This is a genomic window from Desulfobotulus pelophilus, from assembly GCF_026155325.1.
Classification (GTDB): Bacteria; Desulfobacterota; Desulfobacteria; order Desulfobacterales; family ASO4-4; genus Desulfobotulus; species Desulfobotulus pelophilus.
Window position 1 is genome coordinate 1 of record NZ_JAPFPW010000009.1, and the last position, 25,804, is coordinate 25,804.

At 50.5% G+C, this 25,804-nt stretch carries 23 protein-coding genes and 1 pseudogene; 14 read left to right on the forward strand and 10 right to left on the reverse strand.

The features are described 5' to 3' along the window. Positions 1 to 786: pseudogene (locus OOT00_RS08770) on the reverse strand (hypothetical protein); the annotation flags it as partial. 78 nt (positions 787 to 864) lie between these two features. Between OOT00_RS08770 and OOT00_RS08775 the strand changes: the two are divergent. The 3 genes from OOT00_RS08775 to OOT00_RS08785 all read left to right on the forward strand — a co-directional run bounded on the left by OOT00_RS08775 (position 865) and on the right by OOT00_RS08785 (position 3,643). Beyond that, positions 865 to 1,584: a ParA family protein gene (locus OOT00_RS08775; RefSeq protein WP_265424996.1), complete on the forward strand. Its 720-nt coding sequence runs from the start codon at positions 865 to 867 to the stop codon at positions 1,582 to 1,584. A 92-nt stretch (positions 1,585 to 1,676) separates the two neighbouring features. Continuing rightward, the gene (locus OOT00_RS08780; RefSeq protein WP_265424997.1) at positions 1,677 to 2,111 is read left to right on the forward strand and encodes a hypothetical protein; all 435 of its coding nucleotides are present in this window, start codon (positions 1,677 to 1,679) and stop codon (positions 2,109 to 2,111) included. A gap of 56 nt (positions 2,112 to 2,167) precedes the next feature. Next, complete coding sequence (locus tag OOT00_RS08785) at positions 2,168 to 3,643, forward strand: type I DNA topoisomerase (protein ID WP_265424999.1); 1,476 nt, start codon at positions 2,168 to 2,170, stop codon at positions 3,641 to 3,643. 127 nt (positions 3,644 to 3,770) lie between these two features. On the opposite strand, the gene OOT00_RS08790 is transcribed toward OOT00_RS08785, so the two are convergent. The 3 genes from OOT00_RS08790 to OOT00_RS08800 form a co-directional block, all read right to left on the reverse strand. Then, on the reverse strand, positions 3,771 to 4,172 hold the full coding sequence (locus OOT00_RS08790; RefSeq protein ID WP_265425001.1) for a PaaI family thioesterase: 402 nt from the start codon (positions 4,170 to 4,172) through the stop codon (positions 3,771 to 3,773). A gap of 402 nt (positions 4,173 to 4,574) precedes the next feature. Next, entirely contained in the window at positions 4,575 to 5,825 is a 1,251-nt protein-coding gene (locus OOT00_RS08795) for a GAF domain-containing sensor histidine kinase (protein WP_265425003.1), read from the reverse strand. Positions 5,826 to 5,840: 15 nt separating this feature from the next. Then, the gene (locus OOT00_RS08800) at positions 5,841 to 6,992 is read right to left on the reverse strand and encodes a tetratricopeptide repeat protein (protein WP_265425004.1); all 1,152 of its coding nucleotides are present in this window, start codon (positions 6,990 to 6,992) and stop codon (positions 5,841 to 5,843) included. Between the two features lie 339 nt (positions 6,993 to 7,331). Between OOT00_RS08800 and mqnE the strand changes: the two genes are divergently transcribed. From mqnE to OOT00_RS08820, 4 genes are read left to right on the forward strand one after another with little or no spacing between them, the layout of a single operon-like run. Continuing rightward, positions 7,332 to 8,438 carry an aminofutalosine synthase MqnE gene (gene mqnE, locus OOT00_RS08805; RefSeq protein ID WP_265425005.1) on the forward strand — a complete coding sequence of 369 codons (1,107 nt, stop codon included), beginning with the start codon at positions 7,332 to 7,334 and terminating at the stop codon, positions 8,436 to 8,438. Next, positions 8,422 to 9,507: a cyclic dehypoxanthinyl futalosine synthase gene (mqnC, locus tag OOT00_RS08810; RefSeq protein WP_265425006.1), complete on the forward strand. Its 1,086-nt coding sequence runs from the start codon at positions 8,422 to 8,424 to the stop codon at positions 9,505 to 9,507. Before mqnE ends, mqnC begins: the two co-directional genes overlap by 17 nt. A gap of 16 nt (positions 9,508 to 9,523) precedes the next feature. After that, entirely contained in the window at positions 9,524 to 10,690 is a 1,167-nt protein-coding gene (locus OOT00_RS08815; RefSeq protein ID WP_265425007.1) for an amidohydrolase family protein, read from the forward strand. Continuing rightward, complete coding sequence (locus OOT00_RS08820; protein ID WP_265425008.1) at positions 10,687 to 11,562, forward strand: menaquinone biosynthetic enzyme MqnA/MqnD family protein; 876 nt, start codon at positions 10,687 to 10,689, stop codon at positions 11,560 to 11,562. Before OOT00_RS08815 ends, OOT00_RS08820 begins: the two co-directional genes overlap by 4 nt. On the opposite strand, the gene OOT00_RS08825 is transcribed toward OOT00_RS08820, so the two are convergent. Together OOT00_RS08825 and OOT00_RS08830 are read right to left on the reverse strand one after the other, a co-directional pair. Further along, entirely contained in the window at positions 11,528 to 12,349 is an 822-nt protein-coding gene (locus OOT00_RS08825) for a S1 family peptidase (RefSeq protein WP_265425009.1), read from the reverse strand. The two genes, OOT00_RS08820 and OOT00_RS08825, sit on opposite strands and share 35 nt — an antisense overlap. Before the next feature lie 114 nt (positions 12,350 to 12,463). Beyond that, positions 12,464 to 13,168 carry a TetR/AcrR family transcriptional regulator gene (locus OOT00_RS08830; RefSeq protein ID WP_265425010.1) on the reverse strand — a complete coding sequence of 235 codons (705 nt, stop codon included), beginning with the start codon at positions 13,166 to 13,168 and terminating at the stop codon, positions 12,464 to 12,466. A 282-nt stretch (positions 13,169 to 13,450) separates the two neighbouring features. Between OOT00_RS08830 and lptF the strand changes: the two genes are divergently transcribed. From lptF to OOT00_RS08860, 6 genes are read left to right on the forward strand one after another with little or no spacing between them, the layout of a single operon-like run. After that, positions 13,451 to 14,596, forward strand: a complete 1,146-nt coding sequence (lptF, locus tag OOT00_RS08835; RefSeq protein WP_265425011.1) for an LPS export ABC transporter permease LptF — start codon at positions 13,451 to 13,453, stop codon at positions 14,594 to 14,596. Then, on the forward strand, positions 14,593 to 15,672 hold the full coding sequence (lptG, locus tag OOT00_RS08840; RefSeq protein ID WP_265425012.1) for an LPS export ABC transporter permease LptG: 1,080 nt from the start codon (positions 14,593 to 14,595) through the stop codon (positions 15,670 to 15,672). Before lptF ends, lptG begins: the two co-directional genes overlap by 4 nt. A gap of 13 nt (positions 15,673 to 15,685) precedes the next feature. Beyond that, positions 15,686 to 16,900, forward strand: coding sequence for a 3-deoxy-D-manno-octulosonic acid transferase (locus tag OOT00_RS08845; RefSeq protein WP_265425013.1), 1,215 nt, complete (start codon positions 15,686 to 15,688; stop codon positions 16,898 to 16,900). Beyond that, a complete protein-coding gene (gene lpxK / locus OOT00_RS08850) occupies positions 16,894 to 17,985 on the forward strand; it encodes a tetraacyldisaccharide 4'-kinase (protein WP_265425014.1) in 1,092 nt (363 codons plus the stop codon). Before OOT00_RS08845 ends, lpxK begins: the two co-directional genes overlap by 7 nt. Further along, complete coding sequence (locus OOT00_RS08855) at positions 17,982 to 18,950, forward strand: ELM1/GtrOC1 family putative glycosyltransferase (protein WP_265425015.1); 969 nt, start codon at positions 17,982 to 17,984, stop codon at positions 18,948 to 18,950. Before lpxK ends, OOT00_RS08855 begins: the two co-directional genes overlap by 4 nt. Beyond that, on the forward strand, positions 18,932 to 20,104 hold the full coding sequence (locus tag OOT00_RS08860) for a glycosyltransferase family 4 protein (RefSeq protein ID WP_265425016.1): 1,173 nt from the start codon (positions 18,932 to 18,934) through the stop codon (positions 20,102 to 20,104). Before OOT00_RS08855 ends, OOT00_RS08860 begins: the two co-directional genes overlap by 19 nt. 40 nt (positions 20,105 to 20,144) lie before the next feature. Here the strand turns inward: OOT00_RS08860 and OOT00_RS08865 are convergent, their stop codons facing one another. The 4 genes from OOT00_RS08865 to OOT00_RS08880 all read right to left on the reverse strand — a co-directional run bounded on the left by OOT00_RS08865 (position 20,145) and on the right by OOT00_RS08880 (position 24,211). After that, positions 20,145 to 20,942: an undecaprenyl-diphosphate phosphatase gene (locus tag OOT00_RS08865; RefSeq protein ID WP_265425017.1), complete on the reverse strand. Its 798-nt coding sequence runs from the start codon at positions 20,940 to 20,942 to the stop codon at positions 20,145 to 20,147. 348 nt (positions 20,943 to 21,290) lie between these two features. After that, complete coding sequence (locus OOT00_RS08870; RefSeq protein WP_265425018.1) at positions 21,291 to 22,148, reverse strand: glycine betaine ABC transporter substrate-binding protein; 858 nt, start codon at positions 22,146 to 22,148, stop codon at positions 21,291 to 21,293. 19 nt (positions 22,149 to 22,167) lie between these two features. After that, entirely contained in the window at positions 22,168 to 22,995 is an 828-nt protein-coding gene (locus OOT00_RS08875) for an ABC transporter permease (protein WP_265425019.1), read from the reverse strand. Next, positions 22,988 to 24,211: a quaternary amine ABC transporter ATP-binding protein gene (locus OOT00_RS08880; protein ID WP_265425020.1), complete on the reverse strand. Its 1,224-nt coding sequence runs from the start codon at positions 24,209 to 24,211 to the stop codon at positions 22,988 to 22,990. The genes OOT00_RS08875 and OOT00_RS08880 overlap by 8 nt, the downstream gene beginning before the upstream one ends. Before the next feature lie 411 nt (positions 24,212 to 24,622). Here OOT00_RS08880 and OOT00_RS08885 point away from each other — a divergent pair, with 411 nt between their 5' ends. Beyond that, positions 24,623 to 25,693 carry an AI-2E family transporter gene (locus OOT00_RS08885; protein ID WP_265425021.1) on the forward strand — a complete coding sequence of 357 codons (1,071 nt, stop codon included), beginning with the start codon at positions 24,623 to 24,625 and terminating at the stop codon, positions 25,691 to 25,693. The last annotated feature ends 111 nt before the right edge of the window (positions 25,694 to 25,804 follow it).

A 25,804-nucleotide genomic window follows, 5' to 3' on the forward strand; every position in this document is an offset into this window, starting at 1 on the left:
CACCAGTTCTTCATCGTCAGCAAGCTCGATGCTTTGTGTTTCTTCCATGTCTTCCTGATCCACCAGTTCTTCATCGTCAGCAAGCTCGATGCTTTGTGTTTCTTCCATGTCTTCCTGATCCACCAGTTCTTCATCGTCAGCAAGCTCGATGCTTTGTGTTTCTTCCATATTTTCCGTGGAATCAGGGATTACTTCTTCTTGATCCTTTGTCTCTGTGCCGCTATGATCTTCGGGTATTTCTTCCGTGGAAGGTTTGTCTGCATTATCGATACTTTCGAGCAGTTTTTTGAGCTCCTGAAGTTCTTTGCCTTCCGGATCGTCAATACCTTTTTCCCGGCGGTTAAGAAAATCCTTCACAAGGCCGAGAAGTTCATACAGATGGGATATGGATATCTGGCTCCCACCTCCAGCAACCATTCCCGAAACGGTCTGAAGTATTTTTTCCCGCATGGTGTCGGCCATTTCAAAGGTGTTGTTTTTCCCTATGATAACGCCTTCGGGATTGCGCCCTTCCTCCATCATCTTTTTTAGATCTGCATTGATGGCTGTGCGGAGACTGGCAAAATTTTTTCTGCGGCTGCGGATATGTTGCTGGTCATTTCCGGTTTCCCAGATGTCCGGTATTAAGGTCTCCATGGCAAGATCTGGTATAAGCGCGAGATCAGCGTCGGATGTAAAGTGTTTACGGATGGTCATGATCAGGCGGTACTTGGGTGTGTTGGGATTGCGGTAGGGAAGATTGTCAAGGGCCTGATCAATACCCTTAAGGGACAGATTCAGATTCATGGAACCCCCGTAAAAAGGGAAAGGGCTTAGAGGCAGAAAAGGGATCTTTATTTTGATGTTTATATAAAGGTGGCTTCTATGGTATCTTCGGTCATGCATTCTGTGTTTTGTTTTATTAATCATAACAGAGATACGGGTAAAACTGCAACGGTGAGAAATATTGCCGCAGCCATGGCTCTTTCCGGAAAGCAGGTGCTTGCCGTTTTTCCTCCGGCTGCCGCTTGCCATGAAGGATGGTCCTCTTCCCTGTCTGTTGGAAATGAAATGGCAGAGGATGAAGTCATCAAGGGTCTTTATTTTTTGACTCCGGATTTTGGATTTCCGGAAGAGGATCTTTCATGGCCCATGATCTGTCAAAAAATAGAAACGATTCTTACGTCGTTGCCTGCGGATATGGTTGTTCTTTTGGATACACCTTCGGCTTTTTCGGCTTTTACCAGAGCTGGCCTCTTCCTCGCCCGTGGAGGGCTGATTCCTTTGCAGCTTGACGCCAGTTCCTTTGACCGTCTGGGACCTACCCTTGGTTTGCTGGAGTGGGTTCGCAGGGAAAAGCAGCAGGCACTGCCACTTCTTGGCATGATACCTGTACGTGTCAGGCCTCAACAGTCTTTGTCCCGCATATTTTCCGGTCCTGCTCTCAGTTTATTTAGAGCCAAAATGGCACCGTTCCCCGTTCCGGAAGATCCTCTGGTATCCAGGGCGGAGTTAAATGGAAAACCTGTTTTTTATGAAGATATCCTGTCTCCTTCCGCAAAATCCTATGGTATGCTTGCGGCGTGGATAGGGAGGTTTCTGTAAAAATAAAGAGAACAGGATGCTGCAAGGATCCCCCCCTGATGTGTGGTATAAGGGATGACGGCCGCTTTCTGTATCAGAAAAGGAGTGGATCTGTGAAAGTCAGTGATACCAGTGTAATTCAAAGCAGTGAACGGGAATTGATGGATACCATTATTGCGGAACTGGACTGGTCCGCCATTGAAACACTTCTGCGTAAAAAACACAGAATCGGTTTGCAGGACGATGTGAATTTCCGTGAAGGAGATATTGTGGTGCATGAAGGAAAGGTTGCCTATAAACTTTCCTTTGACGTGAAAATTACCCTTGATGTTGTTTTTGACCGTAAGGGGGAGTGTATCCACCTTTCTGCTTCGGGAAGTGATGAAGAAGGAACGGAAGAAGAGGATCTGCCGGACATGGAGCCGCGTATCCGATCAGGAGAGGTCCCTTCTGATCTTGTGGATATGCTTGAAGAAATTAACGATGGTGAGGAGAACGAAGAAACAGGATCACAGACTGATTCCCGCCATTCTTCAGAAACTTCCTGATCTGAACACAGGATACCCGGATTCCTTGATGGGGTTCCATGGAACGAGGTTCTTATATGTCTGATTCCACAGATGCTCTTACGGTAGTACGTGCCCACTTTGATGAGGTCCTTGGGGAGCATATTACTACAATTCTGGACATGGATGCCCTGCCGGCGGGGCTTGTTCTGAATATTGCCACCATTGTCTCTTTGGTATTGTTTGTGGAAAGGGAGTCGGAAAGAGATGAGTTTTCTGATTCTCCACCACTGCGGTATACGCGGGATAGTTTTTTTCTTGATATCCGCGAGATTGGTTTGGGAGCCGATTCAGGAGTTATGGGCGGGCTTGAGCCCCTGCTCAACTCCGGTCTTGTTAAGGAGACGGAGGACGGTTTTCTGAAACCCGAGCCTTTGGCTCATAAAATGCTTCAGGTGATCAATACTCTTTTCCCGGGTATGCAGGGAATGAATTTTGTGGCTTATGTGGTGCAGACCATTGACGAGGTGGTGTCAGACCGTAAGGATCTGCATGATGCTAAACGCTTTTTTCTGCAGACTCTGCAAATGCATTCGCTGGCAGGCCAGGTATCGGAGCTCTCCAGGGACAGAGTGGCAAATCCGAAAAAAGGGACCGTCGTTACGAGGGATAAGAGGGCTGTTTCCACGGAGTGGAACCGGAATGTGCTGCAGAAGCTAAGCCGCCTGCGAAGTCAGCGGGGTGCTTCTCGAACTGAAGAGTTGCAGATACGGGAGGTTTTTATTCCAGACAGGAATGAAGATGAGGACCCAGAGGCACCTTCTTCCGGTTCCGGTGAAAAGGAGGAGCTGGTCTCTCCTGTTTCCTCGGAAGTTCATGCTTTTGCAGAAGATTTTTCTGTCCCGTCCCCGGTTATAGAACTTTCAGAAATGGAAGAGTCAGCCGATGAATCGCTGGCAGAAGATTCCGCAGTCCCAGTCCAGACCGGGGTTCTTTTGGCGGATCCTGTTACGGAGGTACCCGATGAGGAAGAGCTTGCCCCATCATCTGAGGAGCCTCCCGCTTCCTCCGATAATGAAGAGGTCGCTGTTCCGGATTTTGACCCAGAGCCGGTTTCTGTGCAGGAGGCTTCCGCACCTTCAGAGGCTTTTCTGCCTCCGGAAACGGATGTCGGAAGACCTGAAGAAGAGAACCAAGAATCTCTTGAAGAAGTTATGGATGATAGAGATATAGAGGCTAGGATTGCGGCTTTTGAAGAAACGCTGGCCCTTACATGCCCTTTGTGCAAAACGGGGAAGTTGCAGGAAAACCAAACCGAAAAAGGGAAAGTTTTCTATGATTGCAGTCAGTCCAGCTGTCATTTTATCAGCTGGTCGCAACCCTTTCATTATCCCTGTCCCACATGTGCCAATCCTTTCCTTATTGCCTTTACTTCGGCCGATGGAAAGGAGGGGCTGAAGTGCCCGAGGGCTACCTGTGACTACTCGCAGGATGAACGGATTAATCCGGAGGAGTATCAGCGTAAAAAGAAGAAAAAGCGTAAGATTGTCCGGAGAGTCAAGCGGAAAGCATGATGCGACAATATATTGTTGCCTGAATGGAATAATAAAGGTTTTTCCGTAAAGGAAAAACCTTTATTGCGTGGCGGGTAACCATTGTGTTCTGGATGGCTGTATGGGATTTCGGTTGCCATTTTTTGGGCTATGCCGGACCGGCTCCATTAGAGAGAACATGTTTTTCCGGTATAAAACAGATAAATGTGCCTGAGAAAACAATTTTGGAAGCCACCCTGAGGGAGACAGCCACCTCATGTTTTTTTCCTTTGGAATGGAGTATTCTGGCTTCTGCTGTGATGCTATCTCCCAGTACAACGGGCTTTAGAAAACGGCATGAGCTTTCTCCGAGTACAACATTGGGGTGGTTGACTGCGAGCATGGCAGCATGATCCGCAAGTCCGAAAAGAAAACCACCATGGATCAGCCCGCTGGAATCAGCCACCATACAGTCCAGTGTCTGCATGGATAAGAGAGAGGTGCCGTTTTCTACCCGTTCGGGAGTACCACAGAGCTGGGTGTTCATGCTCTGATGTGTCTGGATATTCATTGACAATCAAAAACTCCTTTTTCATAAGTTGAGCGTAATGATTTTATGTTACATTGTAATCACAGATTGTACGATGAAGAAAAAGATCCTTTGTCCGGGGTCTTTGTTTTGTGTTCTGTACCTTAAGCGAAAGCGGATCTGCTGTTACGGGCGTCCGGTAAAAGCACTGATCGGTTCAGGGGCGTAGTCCAAGTGAGCGCATGCAGCCTTATGGACTGTAGGGGTAGAATGTTCCTGCTTTGACAAAAAATGGAGTTGCGGTTTCAGAGATATAAAATTCAGCTGCTCTATGGGGCCTTTATGATTCGGACCTTTCCATTGTCATACCATTCTGTCGACGGGTCACCCAAATCATGAAAGCAGAAAAAAGGCAATGGTTTTTACCCCCATCCGCAAAAATAATTAATAAAAATCCTTTATCTCCTGTATCACCGGCAGGGTGAACCGGAAACTGCTGCCTTCTGTTTCACTGGCGACCATAAAAATGGTTCCTTTATGGGCCTTTATGGCGAGATAACAGAAGTTGAGCCCGAGGCCGGTGGAATGGCCCTGGGTTCTGTTTCTGTTACCTATCTGCATATATTTATCAAAAATTTTTTCTCTGTTTTCCGGGGCAATGCCTGGCCCTTCGTCATCAATATAAAAAAGAATGGTGCCGTTTTCTGTCCAGTATCCTGCTGTGATGGTGCTTTGATCTGGAGAATGGGCAATGGCATTGGTAAGCAGGTTCTGAAAAACCCTCAGCAGAAGGCCCCGGTCACCGATAAAGTGAGGAGAGGGAGTCTCCTCGGATTCCATGGCGTTACGGATGGATATCTGTCTGATTCTGGCCTGTCCATGGATCATGGACAGCGCTTCTTTCAGTAGATCGGCTGCCTCCAGGCGTTCTGGAATGAGCTGGATCATTTTGTTTTCAAGCCGGGTAATGTCGAGAAGGTTGGATATCATTCGGAACATGGTTTCACAGCTGGACTGGGCGGCCTCCACAAAGGAGAGGTTGTCTTCTTTTGTGGTGTAGGAAAGGATGTCCAGATTGGCCACAACCTCTGCAATGGGCGCTTTGAGATCATGGACAAGGAGGTTGAAAAATTCCTGGCGGATCCTTTCATATTCCCGCAGCTGTTTATTCTTTTTTTCCAGCTGGCGGCGCTGTTTTTTGAGGCGCTCATTCAGGCGATGATTTTCTATGGCACTGATAATGAGACCGGCAAGCTGAAGAATGATTTCCCTGTCCTTAACGGAAAAGCTGCCGTCTCCTTCTTTATCCGTCATGGAGAGGACTCCCATTACCCTGTTGGCTGAAAAAATGGGTACCAGAAAAAAAACATCGGTTTTATAGCCGCCTTTGAAGGAAATGCCAGGGTTTAGGGTGTCTTTGTCCATGTAGAGGGCTTTTTTATTACGGATAACCCAGCAAGAAGGGCTGTCGGAGCTTACGGGCTGGCGGAGTCCTATGATTTCAGGTCGTGTGGAGGCAACAACTTCCAGAAACCGGTTGCCCCGTTTGAACATGATGGATGCTTTTTCTGTTTTAACCAGAAGGCACAGGGCTTCCAGCAGATGCTGAAGCTTCTGATGATCATCCAGGCTGGCACTGCTAGAGATGCTTGTGATGAGGGCAAGGGTTTCCAATATGTTTTGGTCTTTGTGCATGGAAAACTCCGCAGATCAGAGGTTTTTGGCTATGAGGCGACGAACCTCCTGGTGTTCCGGGTCCATACGCTGCAGTTTTTGCAGTATTTCTTCGGCCCGGAAGGTCTGTTTCATCGTCACATAAATCTTTGCAATGCGTAGATGGAGGTCAAAATCATCGGGCTCTTTTTCCGCGACCTTGAGGAACAGGGCAAGGGCTTCCTCATCATTGCCGGTGCTGCTTTTAGCTATGCCCATCATTTTCATGATGTCAAACCGCTTGGGAAACTGCTTGAGAATCACTTCAAACTGGTTGATGGCTGCATGGAAGGCACATGCATTCAGGCAGGATCTGCCCACATCTTCTCGTAGTTCCATTGGGCTTCCGGAGAGCCGAACGGCATTTTCAAAAACCGTTCCGGCCTTGTCGACTTTTCCTTTCTGTAACAGAACTTTGCCGAAATTGATGGCCCTGTCCACATGGCGAGGGCTGATTTTCATGGCTTTCTCATAAAAACGGAAAGCCTTGTCCAGGTCATTGCGCCGCAGGTAAATGTCGCCAAGATGGTGGAAGGAAAAGACATCCAGATGATTCATCTGCGCAGCTTTGACAAACCAGCGTTCGGCAAGATCAATTTCTTCGTTTTTAAAGAAGATTTCTCCCATAGTACGGATGGGTCGGGATGAGGTTGGGTCAGCCTCAATGGCTTTTCTGCATATAGGAATGGCTTCATCAAACTTCCGGGCCTCCATGAGGTTGCGGACTTCTTTGAGGAGACTCAGGGCCGGGGGAGGGTTATTGGCTCTCTCCACAACCTTTTCGATTTTGGAGCCGAGGGATTTCACCGTAATGGGCTTCAGCAGATAGGCGTCGATGTCGGATTCCGCGGCTTCGGCTACGATTTCACTGTTGGCTTCTGCTGTGATCATAATGACGGGCATATCTCTAAGTTCTTTGTCTGCCCGGATGCTGTCCAGCAGCTCTATGCCGGTCATAACCGGCATGTTCCAGTCTATAATGGCAAGGTTTACGGAAAATTGGCGGAGAAGCTGAAGCGCCTCTTTTCCATTACCGGCAAGGCGGTAACTGCTGCCGTAGTCAAGGATTTTGAGCATGCTCCGGATGGATCGACACATATTATCCATGTCATCCACGATGAGAAAACTCATTTTTTTGAGGTCGATCATGTTCGTCTCCGGTTATCTGGGGGAGCGTGAAACAGATGACAGGGGATGGGCGCCAGCTGTGTGACAGGTTTGTTAACAGACTCTATACGTGTTAACGGTCTTCCATCGGAAAAAACCTGTTTTCAGGTGAAGCATAAATTAAGTAACAGCACTGATATCCTAATTTTTATAAATTAGCAAAAAAGCCAGCATGTATCAATTGGCGAATGTATTTTTTCTGGGAAGAAGACAGTTCAGAAAGGAAAGGTGCTGCGGATCTTTTTCTTGCCACTTGCTGCGGAGTGGCGTATGAGGATGAAAAATATATGACCGACCGGTCACAAAGTGTAAGGAGTCCCCATGCGCCTATCCGATCCTCTTTTGAGGAAAACAGCCGAAAAAATAACAGCCGGTGAGCGCCTTGATTTTGAAGACGCCATGGTTCTTTACCGTAGTTCTGACCTGAATGGAGTTGGGCTTCTGGCCCACAGGGAGCGGTTGCGACGTCATGGCCTTAAGGCTTTTTTTATCCGGAACCAGCACCTCAATTACTCCAATGTATGCAGAAATCGCTGTGTATTCTGCGCCTATGCAAAAAATGAGGGAGATCCGAAAGCCTATACTCTCAGCCTTGAAGAAGTCAGGGACCAGCTGACTTGCCGGGCATCGGAGTCCATACGGGAAATCCATATGGTGGGCGGGCTGAATCCCCGACTTGATTTCCAGTATTTTGAAAATCTGCTTCTTCTTATCAGGGAGGTTCGCCCTGAAGCGGTTATCAAAGCTTTTACGGCTGTAGAGCTGGATTACCTTTCCGGAATAACTGGTTATTCCATAGAGAAAGTTGTGCTGCGTCTGAAAGAGGCCGGTCTTGCCATGATGCCGGGCGGAGGGGCCGAAGTGCTGAATGACCGCATTCATAAAGCCCTTTTTCCTAAAAAAATTACCAGTGAACGCTGGCTGGAAATTATTGAAACTGTTCATGATCAGGGAATCCCCACCAATGCCACCATGTTATACGGCCATCTGGAAACCCATGAGGAACGGGTAGAACACCTGCTGCGCCTTAGGGATTTGCAGGACAGAACAGGGGGGTTCTCTGCTTTTATCCCTCTGGCCTTTCATTCCGCCAATACCCCTCTTGCCCACCTGCCACCCACTTCCGGGGTAGACGATCTTCGCACCATTGCCGTGTCCCGGCTGCTTCTGGATAATTTTGATCATATTAAGGCTTACTGGGTCATGCTGGGTGAAAAGCTTGCCCAGACAGCTCTCTATTTCGGAGCAGATGATATGGACGGAACCATCGTTGAAGAGCGCATCACCCATACGGCAGGAGCTACTTCGCCGAAAGGAATGAGCCGTGAAGCCCTGATGTACCTCATCGAGAGCGCCGGTATGGTTCCGGTCGAAAGAGACAGTTTTTATAACCCGATCAGCGGAGAGAGCCATGGAAACCTTATCTGACAAGCTTTTGGATAAAGCTGTTGCCGGAGATCGTCTTTCAGAAGAGGAGGGGCTTTACCTGCTGCGCCATGCAGCACTTCCTGATCTGGGGGCATCGGCCCATGCGGTACGCAACCTGCGCCATGGGCCAAAGGTCAGTTATGTTGTGGACCGCAACATCAATTATACCAATGTTTGTGTTTCCGGCTGCCGGTTCTGCGCATTCTACAAAGATCGGGCTGAGCAGGGTGCCTATGTGCTGGATGATAAGGCCTTTTTTCAGAAAATTGAGGAAACCTTTGCCATGGGAGGCAGGCAGATTCTTTTGCAGGGTGGCATGCATCCGGATCTTGATATCCGGTGGCAGGAGTCCCTTCTCCGAAAATTGAAGGTGCATTTTCCCCGTCTGCATGTGCATGGATACTCACCCCCGGAGATTGCCTATTACGCGGATAAAGAAGGTATTTCTGATAAAGAATGCATACAGAGACTGGTTAAGGCAGGCCTGGATTCCATACCGGGAGGAGGGGCGGAGATTCTTGTGGATCGGGTCCGTCTGGAAGCTTCTCCCCGCAAATGTCTTACGGACCGCTGGCTTTCCGTAATGAAAGATGCCCATGAAACTGGGCTCAGGACCACTGCCACCATGATGTTTGGTCATTTGGAAACGGATGCGGAAATTATTGAGCACATGGAACGCCTGCGCAGGTTACAGGATGAAACCCAAGGGTTTACGGCGTTTATCCCCTGGACTTTTCAACCTCTTCATACCCGTATGGAAGGCAAATCGGCTACGGCTGTGGAGTATCTGAAGGTTCTGGCTTTATCCCGGCTGTATCTGGATAACATTGACAATATTCAGGCATCCTGGGTGACTCAGGGGGACAAAATTGCCCAGACAGCATTGTTTTTTGGTGCCAATGATATGGGAAGCACAATGATTGAAGAAAATGTTGTGGCAGCAGCGGGTGTTTCCTATCGCTTGCCTCTGACAACCATTCAGAGGCTGATTCGGGATGCCGGATTTGAAGCCGTGGAGAGGGATTGTTTTTATCGCTATGCGGAATGCAATTCGCATGAAACCATCTGATTTTTACAGGTAGATCATGAAAGATGCGGGTAGAAAGGTGCACAGAGCCCGGATAATCGTGCAGAATGGTGGCCGGGTTCTGGAAAATGCCTGGCTGCAGGTGGCCGGTGGCCGGATTCTGGATATGGGACGAGGTCGTACTCCTTCGGGTTGGGATGTACAGGATCATGGAGAAAAAGCTCTTTTCCCATGTTTGGTGAATGCCCATACCCATCTGGAGCTTACGGCTACAGGCCTTGTGGATGCACGGGGAGGGTTTGAGCTCTGGATTAAGCGGCTGATGGCGGCACGCAGTGATTGCACCAGAGACGAACTTCTGATGGGTGTCCGTAAGGGGATTGCTTTCATGAAGGAGCGGGGAACTGCTGCTGTAGGAGACATTGCAACTCTGGGAGTTTCGGAGGCAGAGTGCTGCGCGTCCACACTTGGCGGTGTGGTTTTTCATGAGGCTGTTGGCTGCAGACAGATGGATACAGTACCCGAAAAAAATGTTACCCATGGGCTGAGCCGGAGTGTTGCCGGTCATGCAACCCATAGCACAGCCCCTTCTGTTCTCCAGGCCCTGCACCAAAGAGCCAGAAGAGCGGGGTTGCCCTTTTCCATTCATTTGGCCGAATCCACAGGTGAAACAGCATTTATCTGTGGAGAGAATGCTTCGTGGACAGAATTTCTGGAAAGTCGCGGAGTGGATATTTCTGGCTGGCCTTTACCCGGTATATCCTCTGTCCGTTATGCGGCAAATCTTGGAATCATCGGGCCCGGAACCCTTTGTGTTCATCTTCTGCAGGCAGAAGCCGAAGATATTCGGCTGGTTGCCGATAAAGGTTCATCCGTGTGCCTCTGTCCCAGAAGTAACGTATATCTCCATGGCATGCTGCCGGATCTGGCCACTATGGTGAATGCTGGCCTGAGACCCTGTCTTGGTACGGACAGCCTTGCCAGTACACCCTGTCTGGATATGGTCCATGAACTGGCCTTTGCCGCCAGGCGCTGGTCTTGGCTGGAGCCTGCATTTCTCCTCAATATGGCCAGTCTGTACGGAGCGCAGTCTCTAGGGATTGCAGATGCCTATGGTTCCCTTGAGCCGGGTAAGCGGTCCTGTTTCATGGCTGTGGATACGGACGGTAATGATCCTGTGGGTGATTTTATTGAGGGGAAAGGGGAGCGGGAGGTGTACGGATGACCTCTCCCCTTCGTATCGGCCGTATCGACTATCTGAATGTATGGCCTGTTTATCACGGATTTGATCTCTGGGGTCCGCCGCCGGACACTCTGGTTCATACGGCTCCTCCTGCTGAACTGAACCGGATGCTGGAACAGGGTGAGCTTGATGTGTCGGCCGTATCAGCCTTTGCCTACGGGCAGAATTACCGGCACTGGCTTCTGCTCCCCGGGCTGGGTATCGGTTGCGATGGTCCTGTGATGAGTGTGCTTCTGGTCAGTAAACGGCCCATTCATGAGCTGCACGGTGCCAGGCTGGGGCTGAGTCGGGAATCTGCCTCTGCAGCGCATCTTCTTCGCTATGTTCTCTCCATGGTCGGCGTGCATTGCTTTCTGGACACCATCCGGGTGAGGAGTCAGGAAGATCTTAGGGGCTTGGACGGTGGCCTGGTTATCGGAGACGCCGCACTCTGCGGTCACTGGTCTGCAGTATTCCCATGGGTGTATGATCTGGGCAGTATGTGGAAGGAAATGACGGGCCTTCCTTTTGTTTTTGGTGTATGGGCCGTGCGCCGCAGTGTGCTGGAGGAAAGGCCTGCTGCCGTGCAAAAGGTCATTGCTGCGTTTCTGTCATCCATGGCTCAGGGGGAGAAATCCCTTGCCGCCATAGCCCGGCGTTCCGTTAAGGAAAAGGGTCTGGATCCCGGGGTGGCAGCTGCCTATTTCCGGTGCCTGCAGTATGATCTGCCGCCCTCCCACATTCAGGGATTAAACAGATTTTTTCTTTGCATGACAGAAATGGGAGTGATGGAGGAGTGTCCTGCCCTGGATTTTGTCTGTCTGCGAAGTGCGGATTCCATCAGGCAATGTCCGGATTGTTTTTATGCTCTCTGACTCTGTTGTTGAATGATGGGTGACAGGGCAGCTGGCAGGGAGCCATGGAAAGGGCACTGACAAGGTAGTGGCCGGGTACGGCATAGGTGATGGAGGTGGGCATGGCATAGGTTGCGGTTCCCTGATCCAGAACGCCAACATCCTGCAGGCTTGAGAAAAGGAGCCCCAGGGTTTTACCCGTATGGGGATCAAAAACAGGCGATCCACTGGCTCCGCCGTGGCTCATGACGCTGATGGCGAAAGCCGATGGTTTTGGCTTGGGGAATGGGATGATGGCACTGATGATGCCCTTTTGAAGGGTCGGTCCCAGCTGAATGCCAGCGGGGCTTTCCAGAGCCCTTTTCCCGGAAGGAAACCCTGCGGTGGCTACCGTCATTCCTTCCTGCAGGTCGGCATGTTCCTCAAGGTCGAGAAAGGGCGTTTCCGAAACGGCCATGTGTACAAGGCCGATATCCGGAGCCTGTTTTGTGGAATCAGCATCCTTGGCCAGGGTGTCCATACGGAGGACGGCTGCCACATCAATGCGTAAGGCCATCATTGCCGCCTTATCTCTGACCAGAAAAAGCCCCTGTATGCACCAGTCGCTATCCGGAATGCCGTCAGGCCGGAAAACTTCCCTGAAAGCATTGATAACATGGGCATTGGTCATGGCCAGGCCGTCTTCCCGTACGAGAAAACCCGTTCCGATTATGGGGGGCAGTGGTCCTCTCTGACCGGGTGCCCTGTATTTCGGAATAAAGGCGAAGATGCCGGGTCGAATGCTTGCGTAATGATCCTGCAGGGACATGGAAACTCCGGATATAGTTAGGACATAAGGGTTTCTGCCTTTTTGGATGACTCCACGGCTGATCGGTATCTTGATTATCCTGAATGGGATGGAAGGTAAAGAGTGGTGTGAACTTCAGGCTTTGAAAGCCCGGGAGAGGGCAGGTATGGCAGGATGATTCCGACGTTGTACTGTTGGCTGATGGATCATTTTCTCTCTGGGGAGATCCTGACTGGCAAAGAATATCGTAAGAACGGTTTCTGCTTCTACCGGATTGGGGAGGCTGATTTCTTCTTCGGCACTGAGCAGGGAATTGCAGATTCCGTCCAGAGCAATGGCAAGAACAATGGGTTCCCCCATGGGAGGAAGCAGTTGTTTTTCCATGGCGCCGGCAAAAAGAGCCGCCAGATCTTTACGTAGCCTGTGCTGTTTTTCTTTGAGGAGCATGGAAATCTGAGATCTGACAATGGCATTGATACCAAGGGTTTCGGAAAGAAAAAGCCGAAATATTCCTATGTTTTCTCTGTAAAGGTCAATTTTTTTGGCCACCCACAGGCATATTTTTGTGAAATCATCCAAATCACAGCGGGCCACATCTTCCAGCTGCCGACACATTTCTCCCGTTTTTTCGAGAATCATGGCTTTGTACAGGGCTTCTTTGTTTGGAAAAAAATTATAGAGAGAACCTACAGAGAATTCCGAATCCCTAGCTATTTCACTCATGGACACTTTATGGAAGCCCTTTTTTGCAAAAAGATCCAGAGCTGTATTGAGTATGGATTCCCGCCGTTGTACAAATTCCCTTTCTTTGCGGGATGGGGGCTGGGCAAAAGCCGACATAGGAAATCTCCTGGATAGGGTAATTGGTAGGTACGGTGTTTTTATATATAAAACACATCTTTTTGCGATTTGTCAATTCTATGTTTTGAACGCTGTTCTTGGGGGTTGCGGAAAAATCCATGGAAATAAGGCCGCTGCCTTACTTGTGCGGATCCTGTAAATTCGTTACAAGGTTAGGAACAGGGCCCTCGCCATCTTATCCTGGAGCGGAGGGACTGACAGTTCCAGCTCTTCTAGTTGAAAGGGGTGATGGCATGGATATGGGTGGGAAGGACCTTTTGTATGCGCAGAGTGGATCGTTATTTTTTTTCTCAGATGCTGTTACCATTTGTTCTGAACATTCTTTTTTTCACCTTTATTTTTCTGGTCACACAACTTCTTGAAATAGCCGATCTTGTCGTGAATTATGGAACGGGCCTTGGATCCGTGGCAAGGCTTTTGGCCTATGCGGCTCCTTTTTTCCTCCAGTTTACCATTCCTATGGCTGTAATGATGACAGTTCTTGTTACCTTTCTGCGCATGTCCGGTGACAGGGAAATCCTCGCCCTCAAGGCGGGAGGGTACACCATATGGCGGTTTCTGCCATCTGTGGTTGTGTTTTGTCTGCTTGCGGCCCTTCTTACTGCCCTGATGACACTGTACGGGCTGCCATGGGGTAAGCTTGAGTCCCGGCAGCTGATCACGCGGCTGGCCATGGAGCACGGAAGCATGGCCTTAAAGCCCATGGTTTTTAACGACATGTTTTCAGGGGTAACCCTGTATGCGGGGGAAGTTGATCGCACAGGCGGGAAGCTTGGGAATGTTTTTGTTGAGGATTACAGAGAGGAGGGGGTGGGAACGGTTATGGCCCCTGAGGGCCGTCTGCAGATGGACGGCAACACGGGAGTGGCCCTTCTCCGTTTGGTTAATGGCGTGATTCTCCGGGGGGAGGATGGTGAGAAGGAGGTTCATGTGACCGCCTTTGAAAGCTATGATCTGACATTGGATCTTACCCGTGAAAAAGCAGAGGCCATGGCCCGGAAGCCAAAAGATAAAGAAGAAATGGGTTTTTACGAACTGAGGACCTATACGGCAGGGCTTCCTGAAGGAAGCAAACGATACAATGCGGCTGTGATCAAGATTCATGAAAAATTTTCACTGCCAGCGGCCTGCCTTGTGCTGGGAGTTCTGGTTTTTCCCCTGAGCATCAGTTCCATGGACAGAAAGCGTTCCGCAGGGCTTGGCAGCGGCCTGCTGGTTTTTATGCTGTATTACACGCTGCTGACCATGGGCTGGTCCTTTGGGGAGAGCGGTATGCTGCCTCCCGGATTTGCCATATGGTTGCCCAATATTGTGCTGGGGTGTCTGGCTGTCTGGCTGCTTGTACGGGTGGCGGCTGAAAAACCCCTTCTCCCTGCTGTTCTCCGCTATGGAAGGAGGAAGGCATGACCCGCCTGGACCGGTATATTGCCGGTGAGATATTGCGGTATTTTTTAATGATCCTCCTTGTTATTTCCGTTATTTTTGTTGTGGTGGATTATCTGAGCAATGCGGATAAATTTTTTGCCGCCGGTCTCTCCCTGCCAAGGGCTGTAACCTATATTGCCCTGAGGCTTCCAAGGGAAATTGCCCAGCTCTTACCTCTGTGCTTTTTTTTAAGTGTTCTCGCCGTGCTGGGTCTGGTGAACCGTTCCAATGAGCTGATTGCCCTTAAAGGAGGGGGAATAGGTCCCTGGGTTCTGCTGCGTCCTGTTCTGATTGGATCTGTCGGTATGAGTCTGCTGGGACTTTTCATGGCCGATACGGTGGCGCCCATGGCTGCCTCCGAGGTGAATGCCATACGATTCAACGAACTGAGCCCCGCCAGTATCAAGGTAAAGCGTAAGGAAAACATACGGATCCGTCAGGATGATTTTTTTATTTCCATCCGTCAGGTGGATCTGGACAGAGGGCAGTTGCAGGGGGTGCGCATTCACGAAGTGACAGAAGCCGTATTTTTGCCGAAGCGGCGGATTCTGGCGGAGAGGGGTTTTTTTACGGCTGACGGATGGTTGCTTGAAAAGGTCCTGGTGCAGGAAATGAACCCGGAAACGGGCAGTTTCACCAGCCAGAGTTATGCATCCCTGCATGTTCCGGTTGCACTGACCATAGAAGATTTTGAGCGTATCCGAAAAGCGGCCGAAGAAATGGGGATTCGTTTCCTCTGGGACTATATTCACAAGATCCAGAAGGAAGGCTATGATGTGACAGGGTATCGCGTGGATTTTTTTGGAAAGACCGCCTTTCCTTTTGCCAGTCTGGCCCTGTGTTTCCTTGCTGTATTTATCAGTCTGCGGCCTGCCATGAAGAACAATATGGCCATTGGCATGGGCTATGGTATCGGCATCGCTTTTTTGTACTGGGTCTGTTACAGTTTTTCCCTTTCGCTGGGTCATGGGGGCGTACTTCCGGCTGTTTTTGCGGCCTGGATGCCCAATCTGCTTTTTGGTGCCTTAGGTGTGTACGCCCTTCTGGGTCTGGACTGACAGGATGGAATCAATGCCTTTCTCCTTTTTTTCCCCGCATGTTCAACAGCGAATCTGGCCTTCCCGGGTGAGTCTTCCGACAAAAAAGGGGCCTCTGATCTGGATTCATGCCCTTTCCCTTGGGGAAGTGCTTTCGGTCTTTCCTCTTGTGGACCTTCTGATGGAGAAGAGGCCGGATATGCAGATCTTTTTTACGGTGTCTACCCGAAGTGGCATGGATGCGGCCATGGATTCTTTGGCACAAAAGGTGGCAGATATCCGGTATTTCCCGCTGGATCACCCTCTGGCCGTCAACAGAATGTTGAAGGATGTCGAGCCGGATGTTTTTATTCTGGTGGAAACGGACGTATGGCCCTTTTTCATGCGTGCCATTCAAAAGAGAAATATTCCTTCGCTTTATGTGAATGCCCGAATATCCCAGAAAACCTTTGCCGGTTACCGTCGTCTTGCACCAGTCATGGGACCTGCCCTGAAAGCTTTTCACAGCGTGTTTCCCCAGAGTTCTGTGGATGCAGAACGGCTGCTTGCACTGGGGCTTGATCCGAGAGTGCTGGAAGCCTGCGGAAATATGAAGCATGATCGTTCCCTGCCGGACCCGGAACAGTCTGCCCTTGATCCTGTCCGTACCCTGATAGGCCGTCAATCCCCTTCGTTTGTATGGGTCTGCGGGAGCATCCACCCCGGAGAGGAGCAGGTTGTGGCCGAAGCGCTGCGGCACAGAGCCCTTGAAGGAAGAAAAATTCTGACTTTTCTTGTTCCGAGACACCCGGACAAGGCTGTTCAGTTTTGTGAAAGTTTGCAATCCATGGGTCTGGATGCCTGCCTGTTGTCATCACTCCCGAAGGACAATCAGCGGATTGTGGTGGTGGATTGCATGGGGATTCTGAAGGATCTTTACGGGTTGGGACAGGCTGCACTGGTAGGCGGTAGTTTTCTTCCCCTGAGGGGACATAATCCCCTGGAACCTGCCATGGCCGGGATCCCTGTTGTGATGGGCCCCGGTACGGAAGATTTTCATGAAAGCTGGCAGGGGCTTTGTGAGATTGGGGCGGGTTTTCCTCTGAAAGACGGCGCCAGTCTGGCTGCAAGAATTCTTTTCTGGATGGATCATCCGGAAGAGAGAACCAGAGCAGGCCTGGCAGGAAAATCTTTTGTGATGAGAGGAAGGGGAACAACCTTGCGCATTTTTCAACGGATATGCAGCCTGTCGGGAGGTAGCTGGTGCTGAAACAGAAAATGGCAGACCGACTCCGCCGTTCTGGAAAGAACCGGGACGCGGGCGACTATGTTCTTTCCGGCCTGGCTTCTCTTTATAACGCAGGCCTGACTTTCAGAAACCGGCTTTTGGACAGAAAGAGGGGGGTTCGATATCTGCCTGTACCCGTTATTTCCGTGGGTAATATTGTGGCTGGCGGTACGGGTAAAACTCCCATGGTCCGGACCCTTGCCCGCATGCTGAGTAAAATGGGTCTGAAGGTGGCCATTCTCAGCCGGGGTTACGGGGGAGGACTGGAAAAAAAGGGAGGGCTTGTATCGGACGGAAAGGAGATTATCTGTTCTGTCTCGGAAGCCGGTGATGAGCCTTTTTTGCTTGCCGAGACAAGCTCCGCCATGGTCTATGTGGGAGCGGATCGCTTCAAAAACGGGCTGGATGCCGTGGCAAGGGGAGCGAATATCATTCTGCTGGATGATGGTTTTCAGCACCGCAGGCTTCACAGAGATCTGGATCTTGTTCTGGTGGACAGCCGGTACCCTTTGGGTAATGGCAGGCTCCTTCCCAGAGGAATCCTGCGGGAAGATCCCGTGGGGCTGCTGCGTGCCCATGCCCTGATTTTCACTCACTGGACTTTTTGTGAAACCATACCCAGGGAAAGGGCCGAAGCTCTGTGCGTATGGGCGGAGCAGGCTGAATTGCCCTGCTTTTTCTGCCAGCACAGACAGGTGGACCGGGCCCTTCCTCTCCCCCCCCCTGAAAAGGCAGGAAAGCTCATGGTTTTTTCTGCCATCGCTGATGGAAGGGGCTTTGCCGATACACTTCGCCAGCAGGGACTGACTGTGGTGCTGACCCTTATTTTTCCGGATCATCATTCCTATGGCCCTTCCGCCATGCACCAGCTGGAGGCAAGGGCCAGGGAGGCTGGTGCGGATGCTTTGGTAACCACCGCCAAGGATGCGGTGAAACTACCGGTTCCTTCAGAGTGGTCCATGCCTCTTTACGTGAAAGATGCGGAAGTGAGTTTTCGGGATCATGCGGCTTTTGAGGAATGGCTGGAAGGCCGGATACAGGATTTTCTTGAGGAGGAACAGTCATGATCCCAGATCCACTGCGGGTTCTCTGCATAGGAGATAATCGGCCCGGTCATGAAAAGCAGACACAGGCCATGCTGGATGCTTTCGGAAAAAGGGCTCCCGTAGAGTTTCGATGGTTCCGGGTTCCCGATGGACGACGGTTTGCTTCTGTTTCGAGGCTGCAGGCTCTGGTTGCAGAAATTCTTCCCGTATCAGCGGATGGCATACTGGAAAGCTGGGGTTGGAATACAAAGGCTTTCCATCCCCATCTGGTGATGGCTACGGGCAGCCATACCCATGGTGCTCTACTTGTGCTGGGCCGTTACTACAGGGCCAGAACCCTTGTGTGCATGACTCCGGATTTTTTTGTACGGAAGACAGTGGACCGGATTCTTTCTCCCATGCATGACGGAAAAGAAGAGGACTCCCGCCTGCGTGTTACTCTGGGGCCTCCGTGCAGGCAGATTGTAAGGGATAAAAGGTGTTTGGACAGAGGTCTGATCCTTGTGGGGGGAACGGATGCCTCCAGTCATGTGTGGGATACTGGTCAGCTGATGAAAGCAATTGGAGACGTGCTGAATCAGAGTCCTATGGACAGCTGGGAAATCGGCTCTTCACCCAGAACTCCGGAAGAAACGGAAAGGGTCCTTGCCGAATATGCGCGGGAGCGGCCTGATGTTTCCTTTCAGCCCTTTTCAGTTGCTCCACGTGGATGGGTCGAACAGGCCTATGCCCGGAGCACGGAAGTCTGGATCAGTGCCGACAGTATCTCCATGGTGTATGAAGCCCTTACGGCTGGATGCAGGGTAGGAATTCTTCCTGTGCAGTGGCGTAAGAGGAAAAATAAATTTCAGAAAAGCCTGGATTTTCTGCATGCAAAGGGCTGGGTCGTGTATCCCGGAGAAATGTTCAAGGAGGATATGCCCCTGCTGGATGAAGCTGGAAGGGCGGCAGAGGAGGCCGTGACGGAATGGTGGGGAAAAAAATAACCGTTTTACAGATATTGCCGGATCTGGAAACCGGTGGCGTGGAGCAGGGAACCCTTGAGCTGGGCAACTTTCTCGTAGCCTATGGTCATACATCTCTGGTTATTTCCAGAGGAGGACGCATGGTGGAGGATCTCGTATCCGGAGGAAGCCAGCATATTTTCATGCCTTTTATCGGAGAAAAATCTCCCCGTCCCCTTGGGCATATACCCGCACTGAGAAGACTTCTGCAGAAAGTGGATGTGGTGCACCTGCGTTCCCGCGTTCCCGCATGGGCTGGCTGGCTGGCGTGGAAGAGTCTGCCGGAAAAAAAACGTCCTCTTCTTATCACAACCTTCCATGGGGTGTATTCCGTTAACAGCTACAGCGCCATCATGACAAAGGGAGAGCGTGTCATTGCCGTTTCCGATGCTATCCTGCAACATATCCTTGCCAATTACTCCATGGATCCCGAAAGGCTGATCCGAATTCCAAGGGGTGCGGACAGTCGGCGTTTTGATCCGGGCCTGGTTTCCGCAGAGAAAAGGGAGGCTATCCGGAAAGAATGGGGGTGCGGTCAAGATTCGCCCCTTATTCTTGTTCCTGGGCGTTTTTCCCGGATTAAAGGACAGGATTTTGTCCTTCAGGCCATGGAGGGTTTGAGAGAGCTCCCATGGCAACTGGTTTTTGTGGGGGATCCTGCTGAAAATCCAGCCTATGCGGAAGAACTTGGCAGAATGGCTTCCGGTTTTGGAAAAAGAATAGTTTTGGCTGGCTATCGCAAGGATATGCCGGAGGTCATGGCTGCATCCGATCTGGTTCTGTCTCCTTCCCGGCAGCCGGAATCTTTTGGCCGTGTTCTTGCCGAAGCGGGCATGATGGAAAAGCCTGTTCTGGCTTCTGCCCATGGAGGCAGTCTTGAAATTGTGGAGGATGGCAGGACCGGGTTGCTGTTTTCTCCGGAAGACGAAGATGATTTCAGAAAAAAACTGCAGATACTGCTGCAAAATGATGCGGTGAGGGAATCCATGGGTAAAGAGGCAGGCAGAAGAATTCGGGCGCATTTTACCATCGAAGCCATGTGTTGCAAGACACTGGAACTGTACCTTACCGTGTTGGAAGAAAAAAAGGGGCCGGGCTGGCAGCAGGGGGGGGAGAACCGGAGAATACCCCAGTGAACGCAGGCAGGGTGGCTGGCACCTCTGCCTGTTGTTGTGTTTAGAAGAAAAGAAAAAGACAAAGGCCGATACCCAGGGCGAATCGGTACAGCACAAAGGGCAAGAGCCCCATTTTTTCGATGATTTTCAGGAAGAAATGAATGCACAGAAGGGCGCTGACAAAAGAAAGGGCGGCTCCGGACAGGAGGGCTGCTATGTCATAGATGGCGGGTTCCCGGACAAGTTTATATCCCTGATAGAGGGTAATCAGTGTAATAATGGGAATGGACAGCAGGAAGGAAAAGCGGGCCGCACTTTTGCGGTCAAAGCCCAGCATCAGCCCTGCGGTGATGGTAATGCCGGACCGGGATGTGCCCGGTATAAGGGAGACGGCCTGAGCAAGTCCGATGATCATTGCCTGTTTCAGATTCATACCTTCCATGGCAAGTTTTTTTTGACCCCGCACATCCGCCAGCCAGAGAAGGGCTCCGAAAATAAGGGTGGTTCCGGCAATCACAGCGGCTGATCGCAGGGTTGTTTCAATGAATCCTCCTGCCAGAAGTCCTGCCAGCCCAGCCGGTATGGTGGCAAGAATGAGAAACCAGGCCATTTTCCCATAGGTAGTCATGTTTCCGGAAAAAGAGTTCACCCATCCATGGAAGAGCTGGCGGATATCGTCTTGGAAATAGATGATTACGGCCAGAAGGGTGCCGGTATGCACGGCGATATCAAAGGCCAGGCCCTGATCTTCCCACCCCAGCAGGGCAGCGGGCAGAATGAGGTGGGCAGAGGATGATATGGGCAGAAACTCCGTGAGCCCCTGAATCAGAGATAAAAAAATAATTTCTGCAGCTCCCATGGGCAGGTCCTTTTGAATAGGTAAGAATGAGAAGGGCGGTTTGTTTCCGTCACCCATAGAAAGACCCTCAAGGGCCGGTTTGTCAATGGAAAAAGGCTGTCCGCGATGGCCTTGTCCCTATGGCAGGACGCTTTGGATGAATGCCAGAGTATGCCATAACCCCGAGACAAAAGGCCGCTCCTTCAGGAGTGGCCTTTTGTCATGGATCGTTTCCAGCTTCAGCGAGTATGCAAACAGGGTTGTTTCCCACTCGATATCGTTACGGTGTCAGATTTTTACAGATCGGACTTGCTCAGCCTGGAAGAACAAGCGTTTTCGGTAACGTTTCACACGGCTTCGCATTTTCTGTTACCGGATCCAGCCGTTTACCTGCTCTTCGTTTTCAGCAATGAACCGCTTGGCGTTTTCATAACGGTCGGAGTTGGGTTGCTGGTCCCATGCCATGACCATCTGAAGCTGGTTGGGGTCTTCCCATGCAAAGTTGTTCAGAAGGTTGTATACTTCCGGCATATCTTTTTTCAGTCCTTTGCGGACAATGGTGTGAATGAATTCTTCTTCACCCAGTGAACCCCTGGGGTCGTCAAGATATTTGAGATCCCAGGTTCCGAACATCCAGTGAGGGGACCATGCCGTAACCACAACCCACTCATTCCGGCGGATAGCCGTACTCAGGGCTGCTGTCATGGTGGCACCACTGCCTTCAACAAGCTGGAGTCTGTTCAGCTTGTAATCTTTCATGGCCTGTTCGGACAGGCGCATGAGACCTGCGCCGGGATCAATACCCACGATACGGTTTTTGAACTTGGCAGCATGCTCATTGATTTCTTCTATGGAATCAATGGTTACATAGGATGGAACTGCCCAGCCCAGCTTGGCTCCGCCAACAATGGGACCCAGGTCTTCAATGCGGTTTTGGAAGCTGTTGTAATAATCTGCATGGGTAGCGGGCAGCCAGCCTGTGACCATGCCGTCCACGTTGCCTGTTGCCACAGCCTGCCACATTGCGGCAGCTGCCACGGGAAGAATTTCCACATTATAACCCATTTTTTCCTGAAGCACGGCCTTCACTACGTGGGTGCTGGCTGCTGCGCAGTCCCATTCAACGTAAGCCAGACGGACTTTCTTCTGCGCAAAGGCCATGCCTGTGCCAGACAAGGTAAGAACCAGCACGGATGCCAGAATGGTTAAAGCTGTTTGTTTTTTCATGAAAGGGCTCCTTTTTTGTTTAATGTTTGTTGGCTCCAAGGTGCTGCAGCACCCGGTCCAGAATGATGGCCACAATGACGATACCGATACCCGCTTCAAAACCGCTGCCCATCTGAAGGCGCTGAATGGCTCGCCATACTTCGCCGCCAAGTCCCCTGGCTCCGATCATGGCGGCAATGACCACCATGGAAAGAGCCAGCATTACGGTCTGGTTGACTCCGGCCATGATGGTGGGAGTTGCCATGGGCAGTTGCAGTTTCAAGAGTTTTTGCCACTTGGTGGATCCGAAGGCATCCGCACACTCCACAAGGTCTTTGGGCACCTGCTGAATGCCGAGACAGGTAAGGCGGATGGCCGGAGGCATGGAGAAGATGACAGTGGCAAAAATGGCAGCCACCTTGCCAAGGCCGAAAAATGGTATGGCGGGAATCAGATACACAAAGGCAGGCATGGTCTGCATAACATCCAGAATGGGCTGGACTGCACGATTTACACGGGTGCTCAACGCGGCAACAATGCCGATGGGAATGCCTATGAGAAGTGCTGTAAGGGTGGCGATGAGCACCAGAGTAATGGTGCTGATGGTTGCCGCCCAGAGTTGCATGTTCCAAATGAGCATAAGGCCGGCAAGGGTAAAAATGGAGAGCCCCCGTTTACGGGTGAGCCAGAATACAAGCCCGGCAGCCATGAGAATAAAAAGCCATGGCGGCAGCAGCATGAGGGTGTTTTCCAGAAAGGCAATGACCCTTTCCATGACCCGGGTAAAGGCAATGGTAAGGAATGAAAAATTGGTGACAAAAAAATTAATGGCTCCTTCAATGATCTGTCCCAAGGGAATTCTAGGCATTGTCCGTGCTCCTTCCTCTTTCTGCCAGGGCAGCCAGCAGGGATCCCCGAATAATGATTCCTTTCATTTTTCCATTTTCCAGTACGGGCAGGGGATAGGGGATATCGGCAAGGATGGGGATAAGGTCTGCTGCGGGGGTATCCGGTGCAACATGGAGAAAATCCTGCTGCATGATGGCAAATAAATTTTTTTCACCCCTGGCACTGGCTTCCGATGCCGCTTCGGCAGAGACAATGCCAATGACCTGATGGTTTTTATCGTGAACGAAAATCTGGGAAAAGCCTTCCTTCTGCATGAAGCGAAGGGCTGATTTGGGGCCGTGGGTAGTGGGAGAAACCATGGCTTTGGGTCGTATCATAACGGATTCAGCCGTCAGTACTTTGGTGATATCCACGTTTTCCACGAATCTTGCCACATAATCCGTTGCCGGGTTGGTCAGAATTTCTTCCCCGGTTCCGCTCTGAACTATAACCCCGTCCTTCATCAGTATGATTCTGTCCCCCAGTTTCAGAGCCTCATCCAGATCATGGCTGATGAAAACGATGGTTTTCTGCAATTTTTGCTGGAGACCGATCAGTTCGTCCTGCATATCGGAACGGATCAGCGGATCCAGAGCACTGAACGCTTCGTCCATAAGCAGAATGTCAGGGTCCAGGGCCAGAGCCCTTGCCAGCCCCACCCGCTGCTGCATGCCACCGGACAGGTTGTGGGGGTAATGGTTTTCCCATCCTTTCAGCCCCACCTGTTCCAGTGCGGTCATGGCTTTTTTTTGTCTGGATTCCGGGTCCATTCCCTGAATTTCAAGACCGTATTCGGCATTCTGACAGACGGTTCTGTGGGGGAAGAGGGCAAAGTTCTGAAATACCATCCCCAGCTTGCTGAGCCGTACTCTGCGCAGGGCATCCGGAGTCAGGGCGGTGATATCTTCATCATCAATGAAGATTTTTCCTGATGTGGGGTGGATGAGGCGGTTGATGCAGCGAACAAGGGTGGATTTACCACTTCCGGAAAGACCCATGATCACAACAATTTCACCCTCTGTTACCGTGAAACTGACATTGGAAACCCCAATGCCGCATTTCGTTTTTTTGAGTATGGTTGTCTTGTCTTCCCCCTGCTGCAGCAGGTGAAGTGCTTCCGGTATGCGTGCTCTGGGGCCGAAAACTTTGGTAAGGCCCTCCACACGAATTTTAGATTTCTGTTTGGATTCTGTCATAAATATCCTGTCTTTTCGGGAGCAATACGAGGCCTTTGGCAGGCATGGCCCATCCAAAACCCATGGGGCTCATTTGTTCTAAAGAAAGTACTCTATGCATATTATGTATCGTATGTCAAATTATTGGCGGATATTATTTTTTTCTATCATCCTGTTATTCTTTTTTATTTAATTGTTTATGCTAAAAAATCATGATGTAGAAAGTGTGAGGGTCGTGGTGGAATAGGGGTATTATGATTTGAACACTATGGATATTCGGGAGGGGTGAATGTGACCTTGCCGGTTTCATGAAAAGAGGGTGTGTCTGCAGCACAGCTTGCGGAAATCCCCTGAAATCTGTTAGCAAGTAGAAAGCAGAATGCATCATGTCTGCGGGGAAGCTGATGGATCCATATGTGACAGGAGAGAAACGTGTTCAGAGCAATTGTAAATAAGTGGATGCAGCGCTACTTTTCCGATGAAGAAGCCATTATTTTTACCTTTCTGATGGTGTTGTTTTTTGTCGTGATTATTTTTTTCAGTCGTATGCTGGCTCCTTTTCTGGTTTCTCTGGTTATAGCCTTTCTCCTGCAAAGTGTTGTCAGTGCCATGGAGCGATTACGGCTGCCGCGCATGGTAGCCGTGATTGTTGCATTCAGTTTCTTTCTGGGGTTTCTGATGGCCGTTCTCTTCTGGTTGTTGCCGCTGATCTGGCAACAGCTCCTGAGTCTCACCCGGGAGCTGCCGGGAATGGTAAGGGCGGCTCAGGTATGGTTTGTGGAAATGCAGGCAGCCTATCCACAGTTTTTATCGCAGCAGCATCTGGATCAGCTGTTTACGGAAGCCAGTGGAGAGTTGCGTAAGCTCGGACAATGGCTGGTGGGCCTTTCCCTGTCCAGTATTCCCAGTCTTGTGGCATGGCTGATTTATCTGATTCTTGTTCCTATTCTGGTATTTTTTATGCTCAAGGATAAACAAAAGCTGATTGCCTATGTGTCTTCATTGATGCCGGAAAAAAGATCCCTGATCAGCCGTGTATGGCGGGAGATGGATGAACAGATCACCAATTATATACGAGGAAAATCCATAGAGATTTTTATAGTGGCTTCTGTTACCTGGGCGTCCTTTGTGTGGCTGGGGCTGGGGTATGCCGAACTGCTGGCTCTGCTGGTGGGATTTTCTGTGCTGGTTCCCTATATCGGAGCTGCCGTTGTTACCATTCCCGTAGCTCTGATTGCCCTGTTTCAGTTTGGTATTAGCTCTGATTTTCTCTGGGTAATGGCTGTGTATGGTATCATTCAGGCTTTGGATGGTAATGTTCTGGTTCCGCTTCTTTTCTCCGAAGCGGTAAACCTGCATCCTGTTTCCATCATCCTTGCGGTGCTTGTTTTTGGTGGTCTTTGGGGTTTTTGGGGTGTATTTTTTGCCATTCCACTGGCAACCTTGCTGAAAGCCATTTTCAATGCCTGGCCCAAATTGCATGGGGATGACAGAGGTCTCTGAAGAATTACGGGGAAGGGCGGCTGCTGCGGTCAGCTCGTGTTATCCTGTATGGAATGAATGCCTGACTGACAGTGAGGGGGAGGTTTTTGTGAAGCCTTGGGATAAAGAAGG